General features: G+C 73.4%; 23 protein-coding genes. 15 read left to right on the forward strand and 8 right to left on the reverse strand.

The window, feature by feature from the left end; genetic code table 11:
• The coding region (locus tag LQ51_RS23050; protein ID WP_046569026.1) for a GNAT family N-acetyltransferase at nucleotides 1-369 on the forward strand (369 nt) is incomplete at its 5' end.
• Nucleotides 370-530: 161 nt separating this feature from the next.
• On the opposite strand, the gene LQ51_RS23055 is transcribed toward LQ51_RS23050, so the two are convergent.
• Entirely contained in the window at nucleotides 531-1,145 is a 615-nt protein-coding gene (locus LQ51_RS23055; RefSeq protein WP_197087884.1) for a TetR/AcrR family transcriptional regulator, read from the reverse strand.
• Nucleotides 1,146-1,256: 111 nt separating this feature from the next.
• Between LQ51_RS23055 and LQ51_RS23060 the strand changes: the two genes are divergently transcribed.
• Complete coding sequence (locus LQ51_RS23060; RefSeq protein WP_046569027.1) at nucleotides 1,257-2,843, forward strand: MDR family MFS transporter; 1,587 nt, start codon at nucleotides 1,257-1,259, stop codon at nucleotides 2,841-2,843.
• 381 nt (nucleotides 2,844-3,224) lie between these two features.
• Here LQ51_RS23060 and LQ51_RS23065 read toward each other — a convergent pair whose 3' ends face one another.
• On the reverse strand, nucleotides 3,225-5,051 hold the full coding sequence (locus LQ51_RS23065; RefSeq protein WP_046569029.1) for a tetratricopeptide repeat protein: 1,827 nt from the start codon (nucleotides 5,049-5,051) through the stop codon (nucleotides 3,225-3,227).
• A gap of 183 nt (nucleotides 5,052-5,234) precedes the next feature.
• Between LQ51_RS23065 and LQ51_RS23070 the strand changes: the two genes are divergently transcribed.
• From LQ51_RS23070 to LQ51_RS23090, 5 genes are all read left to right on the forward strand, one after another.
• Nucleotides 5,235-6,266, forward strand: a complete 1,032-nt coding sequence (locus LQ51_RS23070) for an SIS domain-containing protein (RefSeq protein ID WP_046569030.1) — start codon at nucleotides 5,235-5,237, stop codon at nucleotides 6,264-6,266.
• 25 nt (nucleotides 6,267-6,291) lie between these two features.
• Entirely contained in the window at nucleotides 6,292-7,818 is a 1,527-nt protein-coding gene (locus LQ51_RS23075) for a PAS domain-containing sensor histidine kinase (protein WP_046569031.1), read from the forward strand.
• Between the two features lie 265 nt (nucleotides 7,819-8,083).
• Nucleotides 8,084-9,736: a glycosyltransferase family 2 protein gene (locus LQ51_RS23080; protein ID WP_082159600.1), complete on the forward strand. Its 1,653-nt coding sequence runs from the start codon at nucleotides 8,084-8,086 to the stop codon at nucleotides 9,734-9,736.
• Nucleotides 9,733-10,758: a glycoside hydrolase family 26 protein gene (locus LQ51_RS23085; protein WP_046569032.1), complete on the forward strand. Its 1,026-nt coding sequence runs from the start codon at nucleotides 9,733-9,735 to the stop codon at nucleotides 10,756-10,758. The genes LQ51_RS23080 and LQ51_RS23085 overlap by 4 nt, the downstream gene beginning before the upstream one ends.
• A 6-nt stretch (nucleotides 10,759-10,764) precedes the next feature.
• A complete protein-coding gene (locus LQ51_RS23090; RefSeq protein ID WP_052745033.1) occupies nucleotides 10,765-12,324 on the forward strand; it encodes a glycosyltransferase family 39 protein in 1,560 nt (519 codons plus the stop codon).
• 19 nt (nucleotides 12,325-12,343) lie between these two features.
• Here LQ51_RS23090 and LQ51_RS23095 read toward each other — a convergent pair whose 3' ends face one another.
• Nucleotides 12,344-13,978 carry a glycosyltransferase family 39 protein gene (locus LQ51_RS23095; RefSeq protein ID WP_156313204.1) on the reverse strand — a complete coding sequence of 545 codons (1,635 nt, stop codon included), beginning with the start codon at nucleotides 13,976-13,978 and terminating at the stop codon, nucleotides 12,344-12,346.
• A gap of 561 nt (nucleotides 13,979-14,539) precedes the next feature.
• On the opposite strand from LQ51_RS23095, the gene LQ51_RS23100 reads away from it, so the two are divergent.
• Genes LQ51_RS23100 through LQ51_RS23110 form a run of 4 tightly spaced genes read left to right on the forward strand, consistent with a single transcriptional unit; the run spans nucleotide 14,540 to nucleotide 17,923 of the window.
• The gene (locus LQ51_RS23100) at nucleotides 14,540-16,246 is read left to right on the forward strand and encodes a nitrite/sulfite reductase (protein WP_046569033.1); all 1,707 of its coding nucleotides are present in this window, start codon (nucleotides 14,540-14,542) and stop codon (nucleotides 16,244-16,246) included.
• Nucleotides 16,243-16,401: a hypothetical protein gene (locus LQ51_RS33510; RefSeq protein ID WP_197087885.1), complete on the forward strand. Its 159-nt coding sequence runs from the start codon at nucleotides 16,243-16,245 to the stop codon at nucleotides 16,399-16,401. The genes LQ51_RS23100 and LQ51_RS33510 overlap by 4 nt, the downstream gene beginning before the upstream one ends.
• Nucleotides 16,398-17,165, forward strand: coding sequence for a phosphoadenylyl-sulfate reductase (locus LQ51_RS23105; protein ID WP_046569034.1), 768 nt, complete (start codon nucleotides 16,398-16,400; stop codon nucleotides 17,163-17,165). The genes LQ51_RS33510 and LQ51_RS23105 overlap by 4 nt, the downstream gene beginning before the upstream one ends.
• Complete coding sequence (locus LQ51_RS23110) at nucleotides 17,147-17,923, forward strand: sirohydrochlorin chelatase (protein WP_231605845.1); 777 nt, start codon at nucleotides 17,147-17,149, stop codon at nucleotides 17,921-17,923. The genes LQ51_RS23105 and LQ51_RS23110 overlap by 19 nt, the downstream gene beginning before the upstream one ends.
• 99 nt (nucleotides 17,924-18,022) lie before the next feature.
• Here LQ51_RS23110 and LQ51_RS23115 read toward each other — a convergent pair whose 3' ends face one another.
• Both LQ51_RS23115 and LQ51_RS23120 read right to left on the reverse strand, forming a co-directional pair.
• Nucleotides 18,023-18,280 carry a WhiB family transcriptional regulator gene (locus tag LQ51_RS23115; RefSeq protein WP_046569037.1) on the reverse strand — a complete coding sequence of 86 codons (258 nt, stop codon included), beginning with the start codon at nucleotides 18,278-18,280 and terminating at the stop codon, nucleotides 18,023-18,025.
• Nucleotides 18,281-18,729: 449 nt separating this feature from the next.
• Nucleotides 18,730-19,680, reverse strand: a complete 951-nt coding sequence (locus LQ51_RS23120) for a diacylglycerol/lipid kinase family protein (protein WP_046569038.1) — start codon at nucleotides 19,678-19,680, stop codon at nucleotides 18,730-18,732.
• On the opposite strand from LQ51_RS23120, the gene LQ51_RS23125 reads away from it, so the two are divergent.
• A complete protein-coding gene (locus LQ51_RS23125) occupies nucleotides 19,679-20,131 on the forward strand; it encodes a hypothetical protein (protein WP_369799886.1) in 453 nt (150 codons plus the stop codon). The genes LQ51_RS23120 and LQ51_RS23125 overlap by 2 nt on opposite strands.
• Nucleotides 20,132-20,201: 70 nt before the next feature.
• On the opposite strand, the gene LQ51_RS23130 is transcribed toward LQ51_RS23125, so the two are convergent.
• Genes LQ51_RS23130 through sodN form a run of 3 tightly spaced genes read right to left on the reverse strand, consistent with a single transcriptional unit; the run spans nucleotide 20,202 to nucleotide 21,621 of the window.
• Entirely contained in the window at nucleotides 20,202-20,609 is a 408-nt protein-coding gene (locus tag LQ51_RS23130; protein ID WP_046569042.1) for an ATP-binding protein, read from the reverse strand.
• Between the two features lie 32 nt (nucleotides 20,610-20,641).
• Nucleotides 20,642-21,220, reverse strand: a complete 579-nt coding sequence (locus LQ51_RS23135) for a GNAT family N-acetyltransferase (RefSeq protein WP_046569043.1) — start codon at nucleotides 21,218-21,220, stop codon at nucleotides 20,642-20,644.
• The gene (gene sodN, locus LQ51_RS23140) at nucleotides 21,217-21,621 is read right to left on the reverse strand and encodes a superoxide dismutase, Ni (protein WP_046569044.1); all 405 of its coding nucleotides are present in this window, start codon (nucleotides 21,619-21,621) and stop codon (nucleotides 21,217-21,219) included. The genes LQ51_RS23135 and sodN overlap by 4 nt, the downstream gene beginning before the upstream one ends.
• Nucleotides 21,622-21,706: 85 nt before the next feature.
• Here sodN and LQ51_RS23145 point away from each other — a divergent pair, with 85 nt between their 5' ends.
• From LQ51_RS23145 to LQ51_RS23155, 3 genes are all read left to right on the forward strand, one after another.
• Nucleotides 21,707-22,057, forward strand: coding sequence for a S24/S26 family peptidase (locus LQ51_RS23145; RefSeq protein ID WP_046569045.1), 351 nt, complete (start codon nucleotides 21,707-21,709; stop codon nucleotides 22,055-22,057).
• A 142-nt stretch (nucleotides 22,058-22,199) separates the two neighbouring features.
• Nucleotides 22,200-23,378 carry an NAD(P)-dependent malic enzyme gene (locus LQ51_RS23150; protein WP_046569046.1) on the forward strand — a complete coding sequence of 393 codons (1,179 nt, stop codon included), beginning with the start codon at nucleotides 22,200-22,202 and terminating at the stop codon, nucleotides 23,376-23,378.
• 76 nt (nucleotides 23,379-23,454) lie between these two features.
• A complete protein-coding gene (locus LQ51_RS23155; protein ID WP_197087886.1) occupies nucleotides 23,455-24,417 on the forward strand; it encodes a zinc-binding dehydrogenase in 963 nt (320 codons plus the stop codon).
• Nucleotides 24,418-24,435: the final 18 nt, after the last annotated feature.

Genomic DNA, 24,435 nt, shown 5'->3' on the forward strand with positions numbered 1-24,435 from the left:
GAGACCGGCGAGGTGCTGGTCGCCGTGGACGAGGCCACCGGGGAGGTGCTGGGCGCGGTGACGTTCGTGCTGGCCGGCACCCCGTACGCGGAACTCTCCGGGCCCGGCGAGGCGGAGTTCCGGATGCTCGCGGTCGACCCGGCCGCGCAGGGTCGCGGCGCCGGCTCGGCCCTGGTCCGGGCCTGCGTGGCGCGGGCCGCCGAGCTGGGGTGCTCGGCGGTGGTGATCTGCGTACGCAGCGGGATGGCCGCGGCGGCGCACCGCCTCTACGAGCGGCTCGGCTTCGTCCGGCTGCCCGCGAAGGACTGGTCCCCGCTGCCGGGGGTGGACCTGCTGGGCCTGCGCCTGGAGCTGCCGGCCCGCGACTGACCCGGGGACGTCTCGGCGCCGGGCCGCTCAGGTGGCACCACGCCGGCCAGGCGGCGGGCGGGCCGGTCAGGCGGCAGCACGCCGGTCGGGGGCGCGCCCGGCCGATCGGCCGCGCCGCGTCGGTCAGGCCGCGCCGCGTCGGTCAGGCCGCGCCGCGTCGGTCAGGCCGCGCGGGGCCGGTCGGGGTCGCCGGGCCGGTCAGGGTCGCCGGGGCCGGCGATCTTCGCCAGCAGCTCGTCGGCCACGTCCAGGGCGATCCTCTTGCGCTCGTCGGCGGTGATGTGCGGGGCGCGGATCGCGAACCAGCTGGTGTGCACCGCGAACAGGGTCAGCGCCGCGCGGAGCTGAGCCTCCGGGGAGTCGTCGCCCCGGCACAGCTCGTTGGCCAGCCGCATCATCCGGTCCCGCATCTGCATGCCGGCGCTGAGGCTCTTCAGCACGGTCTGGTTCTGCTCGAAGAAGCGCATCACCGACGGCAGGTCGCCGCCGAACATGGTGTCCGCGTACCGGCTGATCAGGGTGCGCCGGGTGGCCAGGGTGGCGGGCTGGGCCGCGCCCCATTCGATGAGTTCGTCCATCCGGCGCAGTCGGTCCTCGACCAGGCTGTTGACGATCTCGTCCTTGCTCTTGAAGTGGTAGTAGAGGGCGGCCTTGGTCACCCCGAGACGCTCGGCGATCTCCCGGAGCGAGGTCTTCTCGTACCCCTGCTCGGTGAAGAGCTCCAGCGCGACGGCCTGGATCCGGTGCCGCGTGCCGCCTGTGCTCTCCCTCACCATTACCACCTAACTCGCTTGACGGGTTTCTGCTGTCCAACTTACCGTCCGGCTAGTAAGGTGACTAGCCGGACGGCAAGTAAGTAGGTCGCAGATCTTCGGGGGAGCTTACCGATGAGTGAACAAGTCCAGGCGACAGTGCGACCCAACGTCCGGGTCGTCCTGTTCGGTCTGATGATCGCGATGATGCTCGCGATGCTCGACAACATGATCGTCAGCACCGCGCTGCCGCGGATCGTCGGCGACTTCGGCGGGGTCGACCACTTCACCTGGGTGGTCACCGCCTACGTCCTGGGCACCACCGTCTCCACCCCGATCTGGGGCAAGCTCGGTGACCTCTACGGGCGCAAGACCGTCTTCCTGACCGCCGTGGTCATCTTCCTGATCGGTTCGGCCCTCTGCGGCATGTCCGGTTCCAGCGTCTTCGGCGGCGTCGAGGACGGCATGGTCGAGCTGATCGCCTTCCGGGCCGTCCAGGGGCTCGGCGCCGGTGGCCTGATGGTCGGCGTCATGGCGATCATCGGCGACCTGGTGCCGCCCCGCGAGCGGGGCCGCTACCAGGGGATGATCGCCGGCATCATGGCCATCGCCATGGTGGCCGGCCCGCTGGTCGGCGGCTTCATCACCGACAACCTCTCCTGGCGCTGGGCGTTCTACGTCAACCTGCCGCTGGGCGGGGTGGCGCTGCTGGTCCTGGCCACCACCATGCACCTGCCGAAGTACCGTACCGAGCACAAGATCGACTGGCTGGGCGCCGCGCTGCTCTCCGTCGGCATCACCGCGATCGTGCTGATCACCACCTGGGGTGGCAACGAGTACGACTGGGTCTCCCCGCAGATCCTCGGCCTCGCGGCGCTGGCCGGGGTGGCCCTGGTGGTCTTCGGCTTCGTGGAGCGCCGGGCCGCCGAGCCGATCCTGCCGCTGCGCCTCTTCGCCAACCGCAACTTCGCGCTCATCTCGGTGATCGGCTTCCTGCTCGGCTTCGCCATGTTCGGCGCGATGAACTTCCTGCCGATGTTCCAGCAGACCGTGCAGGGCGCCTCGGCCACCAACAGCGGCCTGCTGCTGCTCCCGTTGATGTTCGGCATGCTGGTGGTCTCGCTGGCCGTGGGCCGGACCATCACCAAGACCGGCCGCTACCGGATCTTCCCGATCGTCGGCGGCGTGGTGATGGCCGCCGGCATGGGCCTGCTGACCCTGCTCGACGTCGGCACCAGCAAGACCGAGTCGTCGCTCTACATGGTCGTACTCGGCGTCGGCATGGGCTTCCTCATGCAGACCTCGATGTTGATCGCGCAGAACAGCGTGGAGCAGAAGGACCTCGGCGCGGCGAGCGGCGCGGCCACCTTCTTCCGCTCCATCGGCGGCTCGTTCGGCATCTCGCTCTTCGGCGCGATCTTCGCCAACCGGCTCGCCGACTCGGCGGCGGGCGGCGCCTTCAACGGCGGCGGCGAGGGCCGCGGCATGGACCTGGAGAAGCTCAAGGACCTGCCGGCGCAGCTGCGGGAGGTCGTCCTGGGCGGCCTGGCCGACGCCATCTCGCACGTCTTCGTCTGGGCGATGCTGTTCACCGTGGCGGTGCCGGTGCTCGCCTGGTTCATCAAGGAGGTCCCGCTGCGCTCCTCGAACGACGCCCCGCCCGCCGGCGGCACCCCCGAGGAGCAGGCCGAGGCCGCTCTCGGCACGGCGCCCGTCGCCTGACCCACCCTCCGTCGCGGCCACGCCCACCCCGCCAGGGGTACGGCGTGGCCGCGCCATTTCCCGCCGGCCGACCCGGCCGCGCGCCCCGGGCTGCGGCAAAGTGTTGCTTCCCGCGCCCGGGAAGGCCCGGAATGCCGCAACCGGCGTCGATCTTGCGCGACGGGCTGGCCCAGCCCGGCCCACGGCGGCCGAGGCAGGCGCGACCGGCCGGGGTCGATGTTGCGCGACGGGCTGGCCCAGCCCGGCCCCCGGCGGCCGAGGCAGGCGCGACCGGCCGGGGTCGATGTTGCGCGACGGGCTGGCCCAGCCCGGCCCGACGGCCGAGGCAGGCACGACCGGCCGGGGCGTCGAGGCGCGACGGGCCGGGCGGGGACGGGGTGGTCAGGGGTGGGGGCGGAAGAGGTGGGTGAGGCGGTGCCAGAGGCGGCGTAGCGCTCCGGGTGGGGTTTCCCGGGCCGGGCCGCTGACCAGCTCGCCGGCCAGATCGCGGGTGGCCGGGTCCAGGTCCGGGGTGGCCAGGGCCAGGTGGGCCAGGGACACCGCGATCGGCACCCGGCGCTCGCGGGCCACGGCGGCCGCGTCGGCGAGCCGCTCGGCCACCACCCGGGCCACGTCGGGGCGTACGCCGGGGTCGACCCAGGCCGCGGTGACCAGGGCGAAGAGCGCTGCCTCGGTGATCCAGTCCTCGACGCCCCAGACCAGCTCGAGGAGCACCCGGCGGCGGGTGGACCCGGCCCACGGCTCGTCGGTGCGGTGGTGCAGCAGGCCGAGGCAGGCCCAGACCTGCACGCAGCGGACCCAGAGCGAGGGGTCCTGGCCGGTGAGCACCTGGCCCAGCGCGGTGGCCGGCGCGTCGGGCGGGTGGACCAGCAGCCCGAGCAGGTCGTCGAGGTCCACGGTGGCCAGCGCCACCGCGGCGTCGTACGCGGCCGGCGGATGCGGCCAGGCCGGGTGGGCGAGTTGCCGGATCCGCTCGGCCGCCTCGGCCGAGGGCGCCGGCAGGGTGGGCGCGGCGGTGGTGCCCTCGTAGCGCCAGAGCGGGCGGGTCGGGTCCCGGCGGGGCTCGCGCGGATCCGGCTCGGCCACCGCGGCCACCTCGACGTCGAGGCCCGGCACGGCGGCCGCCGCGGTACGCATGGCGCTCGGCGGTTCCAGCGCGTCGAGGCGTACGGCGACGGGGGCGGCGCCCTGGGCCGCGAGGGCCTGGCGCAGCGCGTCCAGCACCGGCCCGGCCGCCGGGGTCACCTGCCCGAGCCAGGGCCGGCTGCGGCAGGACTCGGCCAGGTCGCCGTGCTCGTGGGTGTCGTCCGGGTGGTCCCGGACGAAGTCGGCGAGGGCCACCAGGTGGGCCACGTCCCCGTCGCGCTGGAAGCGCAGCCGGTGCGCGGTGTGCACGGCGCAGTCGAAGGTGGGGTCCTTGGCCAGCGCCCGGTCGATCCAGTCCAGCGCCTCGTCGAGCCGGCCGTTGTCGGCGAGGGTGCCGGCGATGTCGGCGTAGACGGCCAGGTCGTCCGGGTCGAGCTCGACGGCCCGGCCGAGCGCGGCGAGCGCGTCCCGGGTGCGGCCGGCGCTGCGGTAGGCGTACCCGAGCCAGACCTCGCCGAGCTTGCTGGGCTCGGCGCGTACCCCGCGGGCGGCCCAGGTGACGGCGAGGGCGACCTCGCCGAGCCGGCGGGCCAGCGCGGACGCCGCGCCGAGCAGCAGCGGGTGGCGGGGATGCACGGTGATCGCGTTGCGGGCCAGCGTCAGGTACGGGCGCAGCGGGTCCCGCCGGCGGCGCGGCACCGGGTCGGGTACCGCCGCGCAGATCTGCATGAGGATCCGGGCGGTGCGCTCGGGGTCGAGCCGTTGCGGCAGGCCGGGCGCGGTCACCCAGGGCACGCCGGCCCAGTCGGCGCCGGGCGCGTAGCCGGTGGCCGCGGCGAGCAGGTCGAGCCCTTCGGCCGGTCGGCCGGCGGCGGCGAGCAGGTGGGCGCGGGCCACCACCGCGCCGACGAAGGCGTGCTGGCCGATCGGGAAGAGGTCGAGGTCCCCGCCGCTGGCGGCGTTCAGCCGGGCGAGCGTCTCGTGCACCTCGGGGAGGGTGGGTGCCTGCACGAGGGCGGCGGCGACGTGGCTGGCGGCGTGCCGGAGGTCCCCCTCGCCCAGCGCCAGCCGGGCCAGCGCGAGCTCCTCCTGGGCGGAGAGCGCGGGGTCGTCGTCGGGCACGTCGTCCTCTCGATGATCGAGCAGTCAGCCGGGCCAGCGTAGGGGATCACCGCTCGAATTGGTGATCCACTGCGCACTACTGCTCGTTCGATTGCTCGTCGACGTTGAAAGGTGCAAGACTGAGCACGGATCGCGCGGGAAACGCGCAGAAGGGGGTCGTACGTGACGCGTCCAGGAGCCGGGATGGCCGCCGACATCGACGAGCAGCCGGCCGGCTACGACCGCCTGCTCTCCGCCGAACACGCCGGGGCGATCGCCCGGGTCGCGGCGGTGATCGCCGAGCGCCGGCCCCGCCACGTGGTCTTCACCGCCCGGGGCACCTCCGACCACGCGGCCCTCTACGCGGCGTACCTGACCGAGATCCGGCTCGGCCTGCCCGCCGGGCTCGCCTCGCCCAGCGCGGTCACCGTCTACGGCGCCCGGCCGGACCTCTCCGACGCCCTGGTCGTCGGGGTCAGCCAGAGCGGCGGCTCGCCCGACCTGGCCGAGGTGCTGCGCACCGCCCGCGCCTCCGGCGCGCTGACCCTGGCGGTCACTAACAACCCCGGCTCGCCGCTGGCCGAGACCGCCGAGTTGAGCATCGACATCGCCGCCGGGCACGAGCGCGCGGTGGCCGCCACCAAGACCTACACCGCCGAGCTGCTCGCGCTGCTGATGCTGGTCGAGGGGGTACGCGCCGGCGCCGGCGAGCTGCCCGCCGAGGAGCGGGCCGCCCTGGGCCGCCTGCCCGAGCTGGCCGAACGCACCCTGTCCGACGACACCCCGGCCCGGCTCGCGCCGCGCTACCGGTTCGCCGCCCAGCTGGTCACCACCGGGCGCGGCTACGCCTACCCGACCGCCCGCGAGGCGGCGCTCAAGCTGATGGAGACCTCGTACCTGCCGGCGCTCGCCTTCTCCGGCGCCGACCTGCTGCACGGCCCGCTCGCCATGACCGACCCGGACGTGCCGGTGCTCGCCGTGGTCGGTTCGGGCCCCGGCGGGCGCTCCATGGGCGAGGTGCTGCCCCGGCTCGGCGAGCGCCGCGCCGACGTGGTGGTGGTCGGCTCCGCCGACGTCGCGGCGAGCGCCCGGATGGCCGTCCCCGAGGTCGACGAGCGGTACGCCCCGTTGCTGGACATCCTGCCGTTGCAGCGGCTCGCCCTGGCGCTGGCGCTGGCCCGCGGCGAGGACCCGGACGCGCCGCGCGGGTTGAAGAAGGTCACCGCGACGATGTGAGGCCGGGCGTGGCACGCTGTTCAGCGTGTCCACCCTCCGTGACCTCGCCGAGGAGCACACCCAGCTCCGGCCGGCGGACATCGACCACCTGCACCGGATCGCGGGCGACTGGCAGCTGCTGTCCGACCTGTCCTTCGCCGATCTGCTGCTCTGGGTGCCGGTGGACGCCGAGGGCACGTACCTCTGCGTGGCCCAGGTCCGCCCGACGACCGCGCCGACCGCGTACCTCGACGACCAGGTCGGCCGGATCGTCGGCGGGCCCGAGGTGGCGCACCTGGAGGTGGCCCACCGGCAGGGGCGGATCTGGCGGGAGGGCGACCCGGTCTGGTACGGCGACGTGCCCGCCCGGCACGAGGCCATCCCGGTCCGGTTGCGCGGCGGCGACGGGGAGGCCGGCGAGGTGATCGCGGTGGTCGGCCGGGACACCAACCTCTCCACCGCGCGGACGCCCAGCCAGCTCGAACTGAACTACCTGACCACCGCGGACGACCTGGCCCAGATGGTCGCCGACGGGACCTTCCCGCCGCCCCGGCACCCCGGCGAGACCACCTCGGCGCCCCGGGTCGGCGACGGGCTGGTCCGGCTGGACGCCAACGGCAAGGTCACCTACGCCAGCCCGAACGCGCAGTCCGCGTACCGCCGGCTGGGCTACGCCTCGCACCTGGTGGGGGAGGACCTGGCGGGGCTGCACCGCCGGCTGGCCGGGGATCCGCTGGAGGGCACCGACGCGGGCAACGCCGTGCTGGCCGCGCTGCGCGGCGAGGCTCCGCCCCGACGCGAGATCGACGCCCGGGGCGCCACCATGCTGACCCGGGCGCTGCCGCTCATGCCGGCCGGCGTGCCGATCGGGGCGCTGGTGCTGGTCCGCGACATCACCGAGGTGCGCCGCCGCGACCGCGCCCTGATCACCAAGGACGCCACCATCCGGGAGATCCATCACCGGGTGAAGAACAACCTGCAGACCGTCGCGGCGCTGCTGCGTCTCCAGGCCCGCCGGGTGTCGATGCCCGAGGCCCGGGTCGCCCTGGAGGAGTCGGTACGCCGGGTCGCCTCCATCGCGCTGGTCCACGAGACGCTCTCCATGTCCAGCGACGAGGCGGTCGAGTTCGACGGCATCGTCGACCGGGTGGCCAGCGCCGCGACCGAGGTCGCGGCCACCGAGGTGTCCGTCGGGATGCGCCGCACCGGCAGCTTCGGCGTGCTGCCCGCCGAGATCGCCACCTCGCTGGTGATGGTCCTCAACGAGCTGCTGCTCAACGCCGTCGAGCACGGCTTCCCGCCGGCCGGCGAGGACGGCGCGGCCGGCCCGGAGGGCGCGCCGGTGCCCGAGGTGGTGGTCTCCGCGCAGCGGCTCCGCAAGCAGTTGCGGGTCTCCGTGGCGGACAACGGCCGGGGCCTGCCCGGGGAGTTCGACGCCGAGCGGGGCGGCAACCTCGGTCTGCAGATCGTCCGGGCGCTGGTGACGGGGGAGCTGCGCGGCAGCATCGAGCTGCGCAACGGGGCCGCCGGTGGCACCGAGGCGGTGCTGGTCGTGCCCCTGGCGCGGGCCTGAGCGGGCCGGCGACCTCGGACCTCCGGGCGATCTTGGCCTGCCGTTCGGATCGATGTGAGTAATCCCTCCGGTCGGTTCAGGCGCGGTCGTCGCTTTCGATGAGTTTCGACGCATTGACACCTTGCGTGAATCTGAATAACTTTGGCGCGACCATCAAGCGGATACGGCCTGGTAGACCGTGCCCGGCTTCCTGGCCGCGTCAGGCGAAACACCCTCGCCCGCTCGACGGAGAGGGAGCCGCCGCTTGGCGAACGGGGAGACGGGGATGACCTCACCAGCCGCGATCGACCCGGCCACCGTGCCGGATCCAACTGCCGAATTCCGCGTACCGAGTCAGTTCTCACGCTGGGTGCCGCGCCGCGCCGACCAGGGTCCGACCCGGCCGGCGTACGCGGTGGTGCCGCTGCCGCCCACGGACGAGGAGCTGGTCTCCTACCGCAAGCGGCGGATGGCCGCGTTGATGCTCCCCTCGCTGGTGAGCTTCGGCTGCCTGATCACCAGCCAGGTGCTCTTCGTCCGGCTGACGCCGTGGCTGTGGCTGCTCGTCCCGCTGCTGGCGTTCACCGTCGTCTACTACCTCATCTCGCTGGCGGTGAACCTCTTCACGCCCGGCTTCGACCTGGCCCGCCACCAGGAGCTGGTTCGCACCTGGCGGCCGGCGCGCTACCCGAGCGTCGACGTCTTCCTGCCGGTCTGCGGTGAGCCGCCGCACGTGCTGCGCAACACCTGGGAGCACGTGCGGGCGATGAGCCGGCACTACCGGGGTGACGTCACGGTCTACATCCTCGACGACTCGCCGAACGAGGCGATGGAGCGCACCGCGCTCGCCTTCGGCTTCGTCTACCAGCGCCGGCCCAACCGGGGTTGGTTCAAGAAGGCCGGCAACATGCGGTACGCGTTCGAGCGCACCATGAGCGACTTCATCCTGGTGCTCGACGCCGACTTCGTGCCGCGCAAGGACATGCTGGACCAGATGCTGCCCTGGTTCGACGCCGAGCCGCGGGCCGGCATCGTGCAGTCGCCGCAGTACTTCCGGGTGCACCGGGGGCAGACCTGGGTCGAGCGCGGCGCCGGTGCCGTGCAGGAGCTCTTCTACCGCTCGGTGCAGGTGTCCCGCCAGGCGCACGACTCGGCGATCTGCGTCGGCAGCTGCGCCATCTACCGGCGGGACGCGCTCTTCTCCATCGGCGGGTCCACCCTGATCGAGCACTCCGAGGATGTGCACACCGGCTTCGACCTGCGGATGAAGGGCTGGAACCTGCGCTACATCCCGGTCGTGCTGGCCGCCGGCCTCTGCCCGTCGGACGTGGACTCGTTCTTCACCCAGCAGTACCGCTGGTGCGCCGGGTCGATGAGCCTGCTCGGCTCGAAGAAGTTCTGGCAGACCAGGCTGAAGCTGCGCGCCCGGCTGAGCTACATCTCCGGGTTCTGCTACTACCTGCACACCGGGCTGTTCACCTTCGTGGCGCCGATCATCCCGGTGCTGATGCTGACCGCGTTCGCGCACCAGATCGCCATCGCCAACTACGTGCTGATCCTGCCCAGCATCATCTACAACATGATCATTTTCCCGCTCTGGCACCGCAACCGGTACGGCCTGGAGAGCTGGACGGTCAAGATGATCTACGGCTGGGCGCACGCGTTCGCCATCTTCGACATCATCCGGGGCCGGCGGATGGGTTGGCAGCCCACCGGCGGCACCGCCAAGAAGAGCAAGACCAAGCGGCTCTGGACCGGCATGAAGGTGTGGACCGCGGGCAGCGGCCTGGTCTGGGCCGGCCTCGCCGCCTGGCGGATGGTCACCGACCCGGAACCCCTGGTCTTCCTGCCCGCCCTGCTCAGCGCGGTCTTCTACCTGCTCGTCGTCGCGCAGGCGCTCCTGGTCAACCCCGAGAAGGACGTTGAGGTCGTCACGTGAGGACCCGTCACCTGATCATCGCGGCCGTGCTGATCGCCCTCGCGGCGGTCGAGTACGCCGTCGTGTCCACCGTCAACGTGACCCGGGTGCTGGCCGAAGCCACCGCGCCCGGCCGGCACGCCGACCGCCCGGGCGCGAGCGCCGACAAGGGACCCGAGGCACTGCCCGCGTACGACCCGAAGCACCTGATCAACCCGGACGGCAAGTATCTCGGCGTGGCGATCAACGGTGCCCCGCCGAAGATGCAGCTCATCGACTCGTTCGCCGAGCGGACCGGCAAGAAGCCGAACATGATCACGCTGTACCTCAGCTTCGACGACGGCTTCGCCGCGAACGAGGTCCGGCAGATCTACTCGTACGGCGCGTTGCCGGCAGTGCGGTGGGAGCCCTTCAACGCCAAGCTCTCCGACATCGCCGCGGGAAAGCACGACGAGTACATCACCACGTTCGCCACCCTCGTCCGCAAGGTCAACCTGCCCATCGCCCTCACCTTCGGCCACGAGATGAACGGCGGCTGGTACCCGTGGGGGATGGGGAAGAAGGCCAACAACGCCGCCGACTTCGTCGCCGCCTGGCGGCACGTGCACGACCTCTTCGCCAAGGCCGATGCCACGAACGTGATCTGGACCTGGACGCCGAACGTGATCAACCCGGTGCCGAGCGTCCGGCTCAAGCCGCTCTACCCGGGCGACCGGTACGTGGACTGGGTCGGCATCGACGGCTACTACACCCACCGGGGCAAGCACACCTACTCGGAGCTGTTCGGTCCGACGATGCGGCAGGTGCGTACCTTCACCAAGCGGTCTTTCATGATCATGGAGACCGCCGGCGAGCCCGGGACCGCCCGGCCGGACTGGATCGCGGACCTCTTCGCCGGGGCGGCGAAGGATTCGCGGGTGGTCGGCTTCGTGTGGTTCAACAACAACGGTTCGGCGAAGTGGAACATCGACCGCGACCCGGCCGCGGTACGGGAGTTCCGCCGGGCGGCCAAGAACCGGACCTACGGCTTCCAGGTGAAGTGAGCGACGATGCCCAACACCCTTCTCCTCTCCGGCCGGCCGGCCGCGGGCTCGTCCCCCGAGCTCGCGCCGGCGGCTCCCGGACCCGCGGACCTGACCCCGACCCGACACACCGGCTGGCTCGCCCTGCTGCCGGCCCTCGCCGCAGCCGTCGCCGGTTTCCGCGGCCTCGCCGACCGCCAGATGTGGAACAACGAGTACGCCACCTGGCACGCGGTCACCCTGGACCTGCGGGACCTGGGACACCTGTTGTCCAACACCGACCTGGTGCACGTCGCGTACCTCATGCTCCTTCGGGTCTGGACCCAGGTCGCCGGGGACGACCCGCTCGCGCTGCGCCTGCCGTCGCTGATCGCCATGACGGTCGCCGCGGCCATGACCACCCTCATCGGCCGGCGGCTGGCCGGTACCGGCGCCGGGCTGATCGCCGGGCTGCTCTTCGCGCTCGTTCCCGCGGTGACCCGGTACGCCCAGGAGGCCCGGTCGTACGCGCTGGTGACCATGGGCGTCACCGTCTCGACGCTGCTCCTGCTGCGGGCGTTGCAGCGGCCGGTGCGCCGGCGCTGGCTGCTCTACGCCCTCGCGGTGGCCCTCACGGGTTGGCTGCACTTCGTGTCGCTGCTGGTCCTCGCCGCGCATCTGCTGATCGTGTGGCGGGCCACCGCGGACGCCGACGACAACCGCCGGTACCAGTGGTTCGGCTACGTGGGGGGCGCGGGGCTGGCCATCGTCCCGCTGCTCACGGTCGCCTCCGCCCAGTCCGCCTCGATCTCGTGGATCAAGGCGGACGGCGCGGCCGTGCTGCACTTCCCCGGAGACCTGTTCCTCTCGGTGCGCGGCATGGCGGCGGTCGTCGGGCTCGCGGCCGTCGGCGCGCTGGTGGCCTGGCGTACCGGCAACCGGATGCTGCCGGCGTTGCTCACCTGGGTGCTGCTGCCGCCGGTCTTCGCCTACCTGACCTTCAAGGCCCTGCACCTCTTCCTGCCCCGGTACGTGCTGTTCACGCTGCCGGCGTGGGCGATTCTGGCCGCGGTCGGCGCCTGTTCGGTGACCCGGCTCCTGCCCCGCTCCACCGCCGCGTGGTCGTGGCTGCTCCCCGCCCTGCTGGTGCTGCCGGCCTTCGCCTACCTGACCGAGCCGGACCAGCGGATCGTGCGGGCCAGCCCGGTGCAGGGCCAGCCGGACTACCGGGGCGCCATCGACGCCATGCGGCAGGGCATGAAGCCCGGCGACGGGGTGGCCTACAACGACGTCTTCGGCCAGCTCTCCGACCTCGCCCGCGAGGCGGTCGACTACGAGATGCGAAACGACACCCAGCCGCGCGACGTCTTCCTGAACGAGACCTCGGTCGCCCGCGGCTCGTACTCGGCGTCCGAGTGCGAGGACAAGGACTCGGCGGCCTGCCTGCGGGACACCGAGCGGATCTGGCTGATCTGCACCAACTACTCGCCGGACCCGTTCGACGGGCTGTCACCGCAGCGCGCGGCGCTGCTGCGCGGCTTCGCCGTGGTGGAGGAGAAGAAGTTCGACCGGGTCCGGCTGGTCCTGCTCGAACGCAAACCGGCCTGACGGGCGCCCGTGGCGCCGCTCAACCCCGGCGGGTGAGCAGCGCCACGGTCAGCCCGGGCCGGGGCGCCACCGTCGTCACGGCGTACCCGTCGCGCAGCGCCGCGCCCTTGGCGCCGCCGACCGCGGCCATCGGGTCGTCGCGCCGGCCGGACACCACCAGCCAGACCCGGTGCACGCCGGCCAGGCACTCCGCCGGCCGGTCGCACTCGCTCGCCCACAGGTCCGCGCGCTGCCGCTCGTCGCGGACCACCAGCACGTCACGCGGCTCCCGCGCCCCAAGGTGGTACGCGATCCCGAGGTCGAGGAAGAGCCAGCTGCGCCGGGGCGAGAAGACGATCGCGTCACCGGGCCGGGCCTGGTCGGCGATCACCCCGGCCGCACCCGCGTAGTCGATCGGGGCGGTACGCGGCCACTCGTGGGTCCGGCGCAGCGCGGCCTGGTCGGGCAGGCCCAGCAGGCCGGCCAGGGAGACCACGGCGAGCGCCGGCGCCAGCCGTACCCCGGCCAGCGCGGCGCCGGCCAGCAGGCAGGCGAACGGCACGGTGAAGACCAGGTACCGGGTCACCCAGAAGGGCTGCACGGTGCCGGCGGCGTAGAGCAGCAGCACCGGCAGCAGGACGGCGGCGACCGGCAGCAGCGCGCGCCGGCCCAGCCGGCCCGCCCCCAGCGCGGCGAGGCCGACCAGCAGGCCGCCCACCACCCCGCTCTGCGCCACCCCGCCGGGCAGCGCCGACAGGTCGGGCAGGCGGGCCAGGTCCACCCAGTTCAGTTGCCGGGACCGCTGTCCCCGGGCGAGCAGCACCAGCGGGGCGACCAGCAGGACGGCCGGCAGCAGCGCGACCAGCCAGCGCCAGAGCAGCCCGCGACCCCGGCCGGCCGGCTTCTCGCCCGCCGCGCCGGTCGAGGTCGGGAGGTCGGCCGAGCCGGCCACCGGGTCGCCGCCCGCCGGGCCGGTCAGCGGAGCACCGGCTACCGGATCATCGAGCGCCGGGAGGCCGGCCGGGTCCGGCGGTTGCCGGGGGCCCGGCGGGGTGAGGCCGGCCGCCGCCGGGCCGCGGGCGGCGGCGAGCAGGACCACGAGTCCGTGCGCGGCGAGCAGGGTGAGGGCGATCAGATGGGTCGCGCCGAGCGCGGCCACCGCGAGGGCGTACCCGGTGAACCACCGCCAGCCGGGGCGGCGCAGCGCCTCGACCAGCAGCAGCGTGGCCAGCACCGCCAGCAGGGTGGCCAGCGCGTACGGGCGGGCCTCCTGGCCGTACCGGGAGGTGCCGGGCAGGACGGCGAAGAGCAGCCCGGCCAGCAACCCGGCCCGGTCGCCGGCCAGCCGCGCGCCGAGCCGGGCGGTGAGCGCGGCGGCCCCGGCCATGGCCAGCGCGGACGGCAGCCGCAGCGCGGTGGGCGAGGTCCCGGCCAGCGCCGTCCAGCCGTGCATGAACAGGTAGTACGGCCCGGTGGCCGCGTCGATGGTGCCGGCCAGCCGGACCAGATCGCGGACCGGACGGGTGGCGGCGCTCCAGGTGGCCAGCTCGTCCCGCCAGAGCTGGGCCCGCCCGATCCCGGCGAGGGTGACCAGCAGCGTGCCCAGGCCGGGCAGCAGCCACACCAGCCAGCCCCGGCGGGTGCGAGGCGGGCGGGACGCAGCGGGCGCGGTCACATTCCGCAGCCTCACACGGCGGAGCGGTCCGCCGGGCCGGTCCGCCGATCCCGGCCGTCCACCGGGCCGGTCGGCCGGGTCCTGGCCGGTCCGCCGGTCCCGGCCGTCCACCGGGCCCGTCGGCCGGGTCCTGGCCGGTCCGCCGGTCCTGGCCGGTCCAGCCGGTCCCGGCCGGTCCGCCCCCGGTCCGCCACCGCCGTGTCCGGCGGCTCGCGGGGCGATGGGCGGCGGGCGGGCGAGGGGTGCGGCAACCTATCACGGTCGATGCGGTGCCGGTGGCCCGTGATGTGGGATCACATCGGCGGCCGGTGGTCCGGACCTGGCGGGTGTGGCAGCATGGTCCGCATGACCGCCGCTGTCATCCGCCGCTTCGTGGCCCGCCGCCACGTCGATTACGGCCGCGTCCGCAGCGCGATCTGTCCGGCCCACTGACGACGCCCGACCCATCCGTCTCGGGCGCGTTCCGCGCCGGCCGTCTTTGACATCGCCGTCCTCGGCCCGTACCCGGGCCGGCCGCCGCGTCCGCGCTTCCAGGCACAGCAGACAACGGAGGACGCCGCGATGGCGGTCAGCAGCACCACCACGACCCGGCCCGACGCACCGGCCGCCCGGGCTCCGCGCCGGCCCCGCGGCGAGGGGCAGTGGGCGCTCGGGCACCGCGAGCCGCTCAACCCCAACGAACGGATCAAGAAGGACGACGACCCGCTGAACGTGCGGGCGCGGATCGAGACCATCTACGCCCACCGGGGCTTCGCCTCGATCGACCCGCAGGACCTGCGCGGCCGGTTCCGCTGGTGGGGCCTTTACACCCAGCGGCGGGCCGGCATCGACGGCGGGCGCACCGCCGTGCTGGAGCCGCACGAGCTGGAGGACGAGTTCTTCATGCTCCGGGTGCGGGTGGACGGTGGCCAGCTCAACCTGGCCCAGCTCCGCGTCGTCGCGGGCATCTCCCGCGAGTTCGCCCGGGACACCGCCGACATCACCGACCGGCAGAACATCCAGTTCCACTGGATCCGGATCGAGGACATGCCGGAGATCTGGCGGCGGCTGGAGGAGGTCGGCCTGCAGACCACCGAGGCGTGCGGTGACTGCCCGCGGGTGGTCTGCGGCAGCCCGGTGGCCGGCGTGTCGGCGGCCGAGCTGCTCGACCCGACCCCGGCGCTCGACGAGATCGTCGACCGGCACATCGGCAGCAAGGAGTTCTCCAACCTGCCCCGCAAGTTCAAGACCTCCATCTCCTGGCTGGCCGACATCCCGTACGAGGCGAACGACGTCGCCTTCCTCGGCGTCGACCACCCGGAGCACGGCCCCGGCTTCGACGTCTGGGTCGGCGGCGGCCTCTCCACCAACCCGATGCTGGCCAAGCGGCTCGGCGTCTGGGTGCCGCTGGCCGAGGTGCCGGACGTCTGGGCCGGCGTGGTCGGCATCTTCCGCGACTACGGCTACCGCCGGCTGCGCAACCGGGCCCGGCTGAAGTTCCTGGTCGCCGACTGGGGCGTGGCCCGGTTCCGGGAGGTCCTGGAGAAGGAGTACCTGGGCCGGACCATGCTGGACGGCCCGCCGCCGCAGCTGCCCGACCGGCCGATCGACCACATCGGCGTGTACCGGCAGCGGGACGGCCGCAACTACGTCGGGGCCGCCCCGGTGGTGGGTCGGGTCTCCGGCCCGCAGCTGGCCCGGCTCGCCGACGTGGTCGAGGCGCACGGCAGCGACCGGATCCGGCTCACCACGTACCAGAAGCTGCTGGTGCTGGACGTGCCGCCGGAGCGGACCGACTCGCTGGTGGCGCGGCTGCGGGAGATCGGCCTGGAGGCTCAGCCGTCGGCCTGGCGGCGCGGCACCATGGCCTGCACCGGGATCGAGTTCTGCAAGCTCGCCATCGTGGAGACCAAGCGGCGCGGCGAGGAGCTGGTCGCCCGGCTGGAGGAGCGGCTGCGCGACTTCGACGCCGACATCTCGATCCACCTCAACGGCTGCCCGAACGCCTGCGCCCGCACCCAGGTGGCCGACATCGGCCTCAAGGGACAACTGGTGGTGGGCCCGGACGGCCGGCAGGTGGAGGGCTTCCAGGTGCACCTGGGCGGCGGCCTCGGCATGGCCCAGGGGCAGACCGCCGGCTTCGGCCGCAAGCTGCGCGGTCTGAAGACCACCGCCGACGAGCTTCCGGAGTACGTGGAACGACTGGCCCGCCGCTATCTGGCCGGCCGGACCGAGGGCGAGACCTTCGCCAACTGGGTGATCCGGGTCGACGAGGAGGAACTCCGATGAGTGAAACCCGTTCCGTGCCGCTGTACTGCCCGTACTGCGGTGAGGAGGACCTGCGGCCGAGCGAGACCGGACACGGCGCCTGGGAGTGCCACGCCTGCGCCCGGGTCTTCACCGTGCGGTTCACCGGTCTGCTCGCCGAGGCGGTGGCCCGATGAGCGGGGGCCTGCTCTCCGCCGCCGGTCTGGGCCTGGTCGGGCCGGGCGGCCCGACGCCCGTCGACCCGGCGCGGCGCGACCCGGAGCAGCTGCGCGCGCTGGCCGAGGAGGCCGGTCGGGAGCTGGAGGGAGCGCCGGCGCTGGAGATCGCCCGGTGGGCCGCCGGGACCTTCGGCGACCGGTTCTGCGTGACCAGTTCCATGGCCGACGGGGTGCTGGCGCACCTGGTGTCCCGGGTCGCGCCCGGTGTCGACGTGGTCTTCCTGGACACCGGGCTGCACTTCCCGGAGACGCTCCGGGTCCGTGACGAGGTGGCCCGCCGGCTGCCGGTGACGGTGCGGTCCATCCGGCCCCGGCTGACGGTGGGGCAGCAGGACGGCCAGTACGGTCCGCGGCTGTTCAACCGCTCCCCGGACGACTGCTGCCAGCTGCGCAAGGTGGAGCCGCTGGAGCGGGCGCTGACCGGGTACGACGCCTGGGCCGCCGGGCTGCGCCGGGACGAGTCGCCGACCCGGGCCAACACGCCGGTGGTCGCCTTCGACGCCCGGCGCGGCAAGGTCAAGGTGAACCCGATCGCCGCCTGGACCCAGCGGGACGTGGACGCCTACATCGCCCGCTACGACATCCCGGTGAACGAGTTGTTCGCGCGGGGCTACGGGTCGATCGGCTGCTGGCCCTGCACCCGCCGCACCAAGGCCGGGGAGGACCCGCGGGCCGGCCGGTGGGCCATGTTCGAGAAGACCGAGTGCGGGCTGCACACCTGACCGGCCCGCCCGTGGTGCTGGTCGCGCACGGCAGTCGTGACCCGCGGGCGGCCGAGGCGACCCGGGCGCTGGCCCGGGCCGTGGCGGCCGCCCGCCCTGGCGTCCCGGTGCTGCCGAGCTGGCTGGACCACACCGAGCCGGGTCCGGCGGTGGTGCTGCGCGAGTTGGCCGCCGCCGGCCGGTCGCGGGCGGTGCTGGTGCCGTTGCTGCTGACCGCCGCGTACCACCGGAAGGTGGACATCCCCGCCGCGGTGGCCGCCGGTGGCGCGTCCATCGACGTGCGGGTCACCGAGGTGCTGGGTCCGGCGGACGGGGTGGTCGACGCCCGGCTGCTGGGCGGTCTGCGCCGCCGGCTGGCCGAGGCGGGGCCCGGCGGGTACGACGCCCTGGTGCTGGCTGCCGCCGGCACCCGCGATCCCCGGGCCCGTGGCTCGGTAGGGCGGGTCGCGGCGGCGCTCGGCGCCGAGTTGGGCGTGCGCTGCCGGGTGTCGTACGCCTCGGCGGCGCCCCCCGCGGTGAACGTCGCGGTGGCGAAGCTGCGCGCGGGCGGGGCGGGCCGGGTGGCGGTGGCCGCCTACTTCCTGGCGCCGGGCCTGTTCCATGACGGGGTGGTGGCGGCGGCCGGCGGGGCCGGCGCGGTGGGGGTCGCCGATCCGCTCACCGATCTGCCGGAACTGGCCGAACTGGTGTTGCGGCGGGTGGACGACGCCAGCGCCGGCTGGGCCGGGGCGGTGACAGACGTCGCCGCCGTCCGGTGAGAGCCCGAGCGGCGGCGACGGGGTATAGGGGAAGGCATGGGTCCGGACAGCAGAACGCCCCGGCGGGTGACCCGGCCGGGGCGTGCGGCTGTGGTGCGATCAGGCGGAGTGAGCGCGCAGCACCCGGATACCGCCGCGGCGCTTCACCGCGCGGCGCTCCTCTTCGCTCATCCCGCCCCAGACGCCGGCGTCCTGACCGGACTCCAGCGCCCACTGCAGGCAGTGCTCGGTCACCGGGCAGCGCCGGCAGACGGCCTTGGCCTGTTCCACCTGCAGGAGGGCCGGACCGGACGTCCCGATCGGGAAGAACAGCTCCGGGTCCTCGTCGCGGCAGACGGCATCGTGGCGCCAGTCCATGGCGGCAACACTCCTCATTCTAAGTGGGTGGCCAGATAACGCTTCGTTGCTATTCCTATTTGCGTCCGCATTGCCGATCGGTGACGGTCAGCATCCGTCAATTCGGCGCTGCGTGAGCAGGCTGTGGGCCCCGCGGACCTGCTGGAACAGCTCAACCTGCCGAGCATATCCAGGCAATGTCCCGGTAACACGAGTTCGCTTGTGAATACTTTCACGAACTGCCGCGATGTCAAGGGTGACGCTCGGAAAAACTCCGAACAGTGAGCGGGCTCACCACCCATTTGTCCGGGTTTCCGAGGGCTCTGGTTACCCGGCGTGCCACAGTCGAGGATCAATGTAGTACGGTCTGCGTGACGTTGCTGACATTTCCGGCACCTGTCCTTCGGGTGTCGCGGCCACCGCACGGCGTGCGGTAGGTCACCGCGTCAACCGACGGGAGTACCCGAGACCTAGCAGATTACTCTCAGTGCCGCCGGCACGGAGGTGAATCTGACTTTTTCCCGCTCGCCCAGGTAGTCGCCGTCCAGTTGGAACGGTTGCGGACGGGCCGAGAGCAGGGTGAACTCCGCCAGGTCGTGCAACCGGAGCACCTGCTTGCCGTGCGGATCGGGGCTGGTGGAGAAGAACTGCGTCACGGTACGTGTCGTACTGGTCACCTTGAGTCGGCGCATCGCCAGCACGTCCAGGCCGAGATCGAAGGACGCCTCCGGGTTCGGGTTGATCTCCCGCTCGCCCAGGTACGTCCACGGCGCGGTGTTCTGGATGATGACCGTGGCCAGATCCGCCTCGGCGGCCTCGCCCGGCCGTTCCAGGGTGACGGTCGGATGCCGCCGGTCCGAGCCGAGGAAGAACTGCGCCGCCGTGGCACGGAAGTAGAGCGCCGGGGTGGAGACCCGACCCCGCTTGCGGGCCTGCTCCACCCGCTTGATCACCGCCGCGTCCAGCCCGAAGCCCGCGCAGAACGTGAAGTAGCGGTCGTCGGCCCGACCCAGCCCGATGGTCCGGGACCGGCCCAGCCGCAGCCCTTCGAGGATCATGCTGGTGCCGTCCGGCCACTCCCGGGGCAGCCCGAGCGCGCGGGCGAAGACGTTGGTCGAGCCGCCCGGCACGGTGGCCAGCGCGGGCAGCCGCTCGGCCAGGGTGCCGCCGGTGCGGAAGGTCGGCGGCTCGGCCGCCATCAGGCCGTTCACCACCTCGTTGACCGTGCCGTCGCCACCCAGCGTCACGACCAGGTCGACGCCCTCCTGGGCGGCCTCCCGCGCCAGGTCCATGGCGTGGCCCCGCCGGCGGGTGTACCGCACCGACAGATCGACTTCGCTGCGCAGGGCCCGGACCAGGACGTCCCGGCTGCGCTCGCTGGTGGTGGTGGCCTTCGGATTGACCACCAGGACGGCCCGCATGGGCGGCACTGTACCGCGCCTACCCACGGGTATCGTGTCGCGCGTGACGATCCACTCCGAGCCGGCACCCGCCCCGCTCCGCTGGGCGGTGCTCCTGCTGCGCGCCGAGGCGGTCGCCCTCGGCCTGGTCGCGGTGTGGCTGATCTGGTCCGACCTGACCGCCCGGACCACCCACCTCACGTCGGCGCTGCTGGTGACGGCGTTCGCGGCCGGTGGGGCGGCGGCGCTCTGGGCGCTGGGCGGCGGGTTGCTCCGCCGGCGGGCCGGCGCCCGGGCGCCGGCCATCGTGCTCCAGCTGATGCTGCTGCCGATCGGCTGGTACATGATCCAGGGCGGGCTGGGCTGGCTCGGCCTGCCGCTGATGGCGCTCGGCCTCGGCGTCACCGGCCTGCTGGTGAGCGCGCCCACCAACCGGGCGCTCGGCGTCGACCAGCCGGCGGACGGCCGGTAGGTCGACCGGCCGGCGGGCGGTCAGTAGGCCGATCGGCCGGCGGACGGCCGGTAGGCCGATCGGCCTGCGGTCAGTAGCCGGAGGCGCGGCGGGTCAGCAGGGCGATGGTGGCCCGGCCGTCGACGGCGCGGGCGGCCGCCGAGGTGGTCAACGCGGTGAGCACCTTCCAGGCGAACGACGACTCCGACGGCAGCGCGGCGCCGCGCACCGTCGGCACGGTCACCTCGACCGTGAGCGCGTCCTCGGTGACCGCGAACCGGCACTCCAGCTCGGCGTTGCGGGTGGCGATGGCGAGCAGCATCGCGCAGGCCTCATCGACCGCGATGCGCAGGTCCTCGATCTCGTCCAGGGCGAACTGGAGCCGGGCCGCGAGGCCGGCCGTGGCGGTGCGGAGCACGCCCAGGTAGCCGCCGTCCGCGGGCACGGTGAGGTGCACCACGTCGTCGTCGATGGTCGGCTGGCCGGTCAGTTGAGTCACGCCTCATCCCCCCGGTGCGGGACTCTACCCGGTCAGGTCCCCGGATGCGTGGCCGCGGCCGACGCCTGCGCGGCGAGGGCGTGCAGCGCCGGACCGGTCAGCCGGTACGGCACCCACTCGTCCATCGGGGTCGCCCCGATCGCGGCGTAGAAGCGCGCCGCCGGATTCCAATTGATCATCCACCAGTCGAGCCGCCGGTAGCCCCGCTCGACGCAGATCGCGGCGAGGGTGGCCAGCAACCGGCGGCCGGCGCCGGTGCCCCGGGCGGCCGGCCGGACGTACAGGTCCTCCAGGTAGATGCCGTGCACGCCCGCCCAGGTGGAGAAGTTGAGGAACCAGAGGGCGAAGCCGATCGGCTGGTCCGCCGCGTCCACCGCGACGTGGCCGAAGAGCGCGGGCGCGGCCGGCCGGCCACTCCCGCCCGGTGCGGCCGACGCCGCGCCGCCGCCCGCAGTGGCCGGGAAGAGCGCGGCGGTGAGCTGCTCCTCGGTGAGGTGGCACTGCTCCGGGGCGCGTTCGTACTCGGCGAGTTCGTGCACCATCGCGACGACGGCCGGCACGTCCTCGGGACGCGCCGGCCGGATCGTCGGTGCCGGGTCGGGCAGGGTCACGCCTGCTTGGTCTCCCAGAAGATCTTGGCGATCTCGTCGATCTTCTGCAGCAGCTGGTCGGCGACGGCCGGGTCCATGCTGCCCTTGGCGCCCCCCGAACCGGCCAGCTTGGTGGTCTCGTTGAAGAGCTGGTGCAGGTGCGGGTACTTCTCGAAGTGCTGCGGCTTGAAGTAGTCGGTCCAGAGCACCCAGAGGTGGTGCTTGACCAGCTCGGCCCGCTGCTCCTTGATCAGGATCGCCCGGGTGCGGTACTCCGCGTCGGTGTTGGCCTGGTACTTCTCGCAGATCATTTTGACCGACTCGGCCTCGATCCGGGCCTGCGCCGGGTCGTACACGCCGCAGGGCAGGTCGCAGTGGGCGCTGGCGGTCACGCGGGGCGTGAAGAAGCTCCGAAGGCGCATTAGGGTCCTCCATGGGATGTTTGCGATGATCCGAGACGACACTACTCCTGGACATGCTCCCCGGCGGGCGGGAGGTGAAACCCCGGTGGCCACCCCGAACCGGTCCGCCCCGGCGCTGCCGCGCGGGCCGCTCGCCGCGGTGCTGGTCACCGGGCCGTCCATGGCCCCCACCCTGCGCCACGGCGACGCGGTGCTGGTGCGTACCGGGGGGCGGCCGGTGCGCCCGGGCGACGTGGTGGTCGCCGTCTTCCGCAGCCGCCCCGACCTGCTGGTGGTCAAGCGCGCGGTCCGCCCGCAGGACGGCGGCTGGTGGTTGCGCGGCGACAACGACCTGGTCACCGACGACTCCCGGGCGTACGGCGTGGCCGATCTGCGGGGCCGGGTGGTGGCCCGGTACTGGCCGCGACCGGGCCGGATCCGTCCGCGGCGGATATGACCCCGCTCACATCCCGGGACCGAGCGCGTGACTATGCTCGGAAAGTGCCCGGGTGACCCCCCGCACCAGCCGCCCCGCTCGCCGCTGACACATGGCGCGCCGAGCCGGCCGGTCCGTCTGCTCGACAGATCCTGGAGTCACCATGCCTTCGTCCACCCCGGACCCTGCTGATCCCGTCTTCCGGCTGCACGTCGGCGGCAAGATGGCCGTCGCCTCGACCGTGCCGCTCACCAGCCGGGAGGACCTCTCCCTCGCGTACACCCCGGGGGTTGCCCGGGTCTGCGAGGCGATCGCCGCCGATCCCGACCTCGCCGACGACTACACCTGGGTGTCGCACACCGTCGCCGTGGTCACCGACGGCTCCGCCGTACTCGGGCTGGGCAACATCGGCCCGCGCGCCGCGCTGCCCGTGATGGAGGGCAAGGCGGTGCTGTTCAAGCAGTTCGCCGGCGTGGACGCGGTGCCGATCTGCCTGGACACGCAGGACGTGGACGAGATCGTGGCCACGGTGCGGGCGCTCGCCCCCTCGTTCGGCGGGATCAACCTGGAGGACATCAGCGCGCCGCGCTGCTTCGAGGTGGAGCGCCGGCTGGACGAGGCGCTGCCGATCCCGGTCTTCCACGACGACCAGCACGGCACGGCGATCGTGGTGCTGGCCGCGCTGCGCAACGCGGCCACCCTGCTCAACCGCAAGCTCGGCGACCTGCGGGTGACGATCAGCGGGGCCGGCGCGGCCGGGGTGGCGGTCACCCACATGCTGGTCGCCGGGGGAGTGAACCCGGACCAGGTGGTGGTCTGCGACTCCCGCGGCATCATCGGCCGGCACCGGCCCGACCTGACCGAGACCAAGGCATACCTGGCCGAGACGACCAACGCCGAGGGGCGCCAGGGCGACATCACCGAGGCGCTGCGTGGCGCGGACGTGCTGGTCGGGGTCTCCGGCGGGCAGATCCCCGAGGCGGCGGTGGCCGGGATGGCCACCGGTGGCATCGTCTTCGCGCTGGCCAACCCGACCCCGGAGGTGCACCCCGAGGTGGCCGCCCGGCACGTCGCGGTGGTCGCCACCGGGCGCAGCGACTACCCCAACCAGATCAACAACGTGCTCGCCTTTCCCGGCGTGTTCCGGGGCGCGCTGGACGCCCGGGCCACCCGGGTCACCGACGGGATGAAGGTGGCCGCCGCGGACGCCATCGCCAACGTGGTCGCCGAGTCGCTGACCGCCGACGCGATCGTGCCCTCGCCGCTGGACCCGCGGGTCGCCCCGGCGGTCGCCGAGGCCGTCGCCGAGGCGGCCCGCCGTGACGGCGTCGCCCGCCGCTGAACGGTAGGGGAGGGGCCCTTCTTATCGTGTTATGCACAGGAAGGGCCCCTTCTTAACCGCCGCTCAGCTTGTTACCGTGCCGATCATGCGTGCCGCCTATGCCTCGGCCTTCGACGCCGACAACCCGCTCGCCGCGCTCACCGTCGGCGACCGCCCCGAGCCGACCCACCCGCAGGACGACTGGGTCACCGTGCAGGTACGGGCCAGCTCGCTCAACCACCACGACCTGTGGTCGCTGCGCGGCGTGGGCCTCAGCGCCGACCAGCTCCCGATGATCCTCGGCTGCGACGCGGTCGGCACCGACCCGGACGGCAACGCCGTGGTCATCTACCCGGTGGTGCCCACCCCGGGCGACCCGCGCGGGGTCTCCATCCTCTCCGAGCACTTCGCCGGCACCTTCGCCGAGCGGGTGGCCGTACCCCGGGTGAACCTGCTGCCGCTGCCCGACGGCCTCTCCGCGACCGACGCGGCGTGCCTGCCGACGGCCTGGCTCACCGCCTGGCGGATGCTGACCACCAAGGGCCGGGTGGACGACGGCGAGTCGGTGCTGGTCCAGGGGGCCGGCGGGGGCGTGGCCACCGCGGCGGTCGCGCTCGGCGTCGCGCTCGGCAAGCGGGTCTACGCGACCAGCCGCAACGCCGAGAAGCGGGAACGGATCACCGAGCTGGGCGCGACCGCGCTGGAGCCCGGCGCCCGGCTGCCCGAGCGCGTCGACGTGGTGATCGAGACGGTCGGCGCGGCCACCTTCGAGCACTCGCTCAAGTCCGCCGCGCCGATGGCCCGGATCGTCGTCTCCGGTGCCACCGCCGGGCACGAACCCAAGGTCAACCTGCGCCGGGTCTTCGCCATGCAGCTGGAGATCCTGGGCACCTCGATGGGCACGCCGGACGAGCTCACCCAGCTGCTGGCGTTCTGCGCCGAGCACGTGGTGCGCCCGGTGGTGGACCGGGTGGTGCCGTTCAGCCGGATCGAGGAGGCGTTCGCCCGGCTGGACTCCGGCGAGGTCTTCGGCAAGGTGGTCGTCGACCACACCGCCTGATTTCCTATCGGGGATCGG

Source organism: Micromonospora sp. HK10 (genome assembly GCF_000982955.1).
GTDB lineage: Bacteria > Actinomycetota > Actinomycetes > Mycobacteriales > Micromonosporaceae > Micromonospora.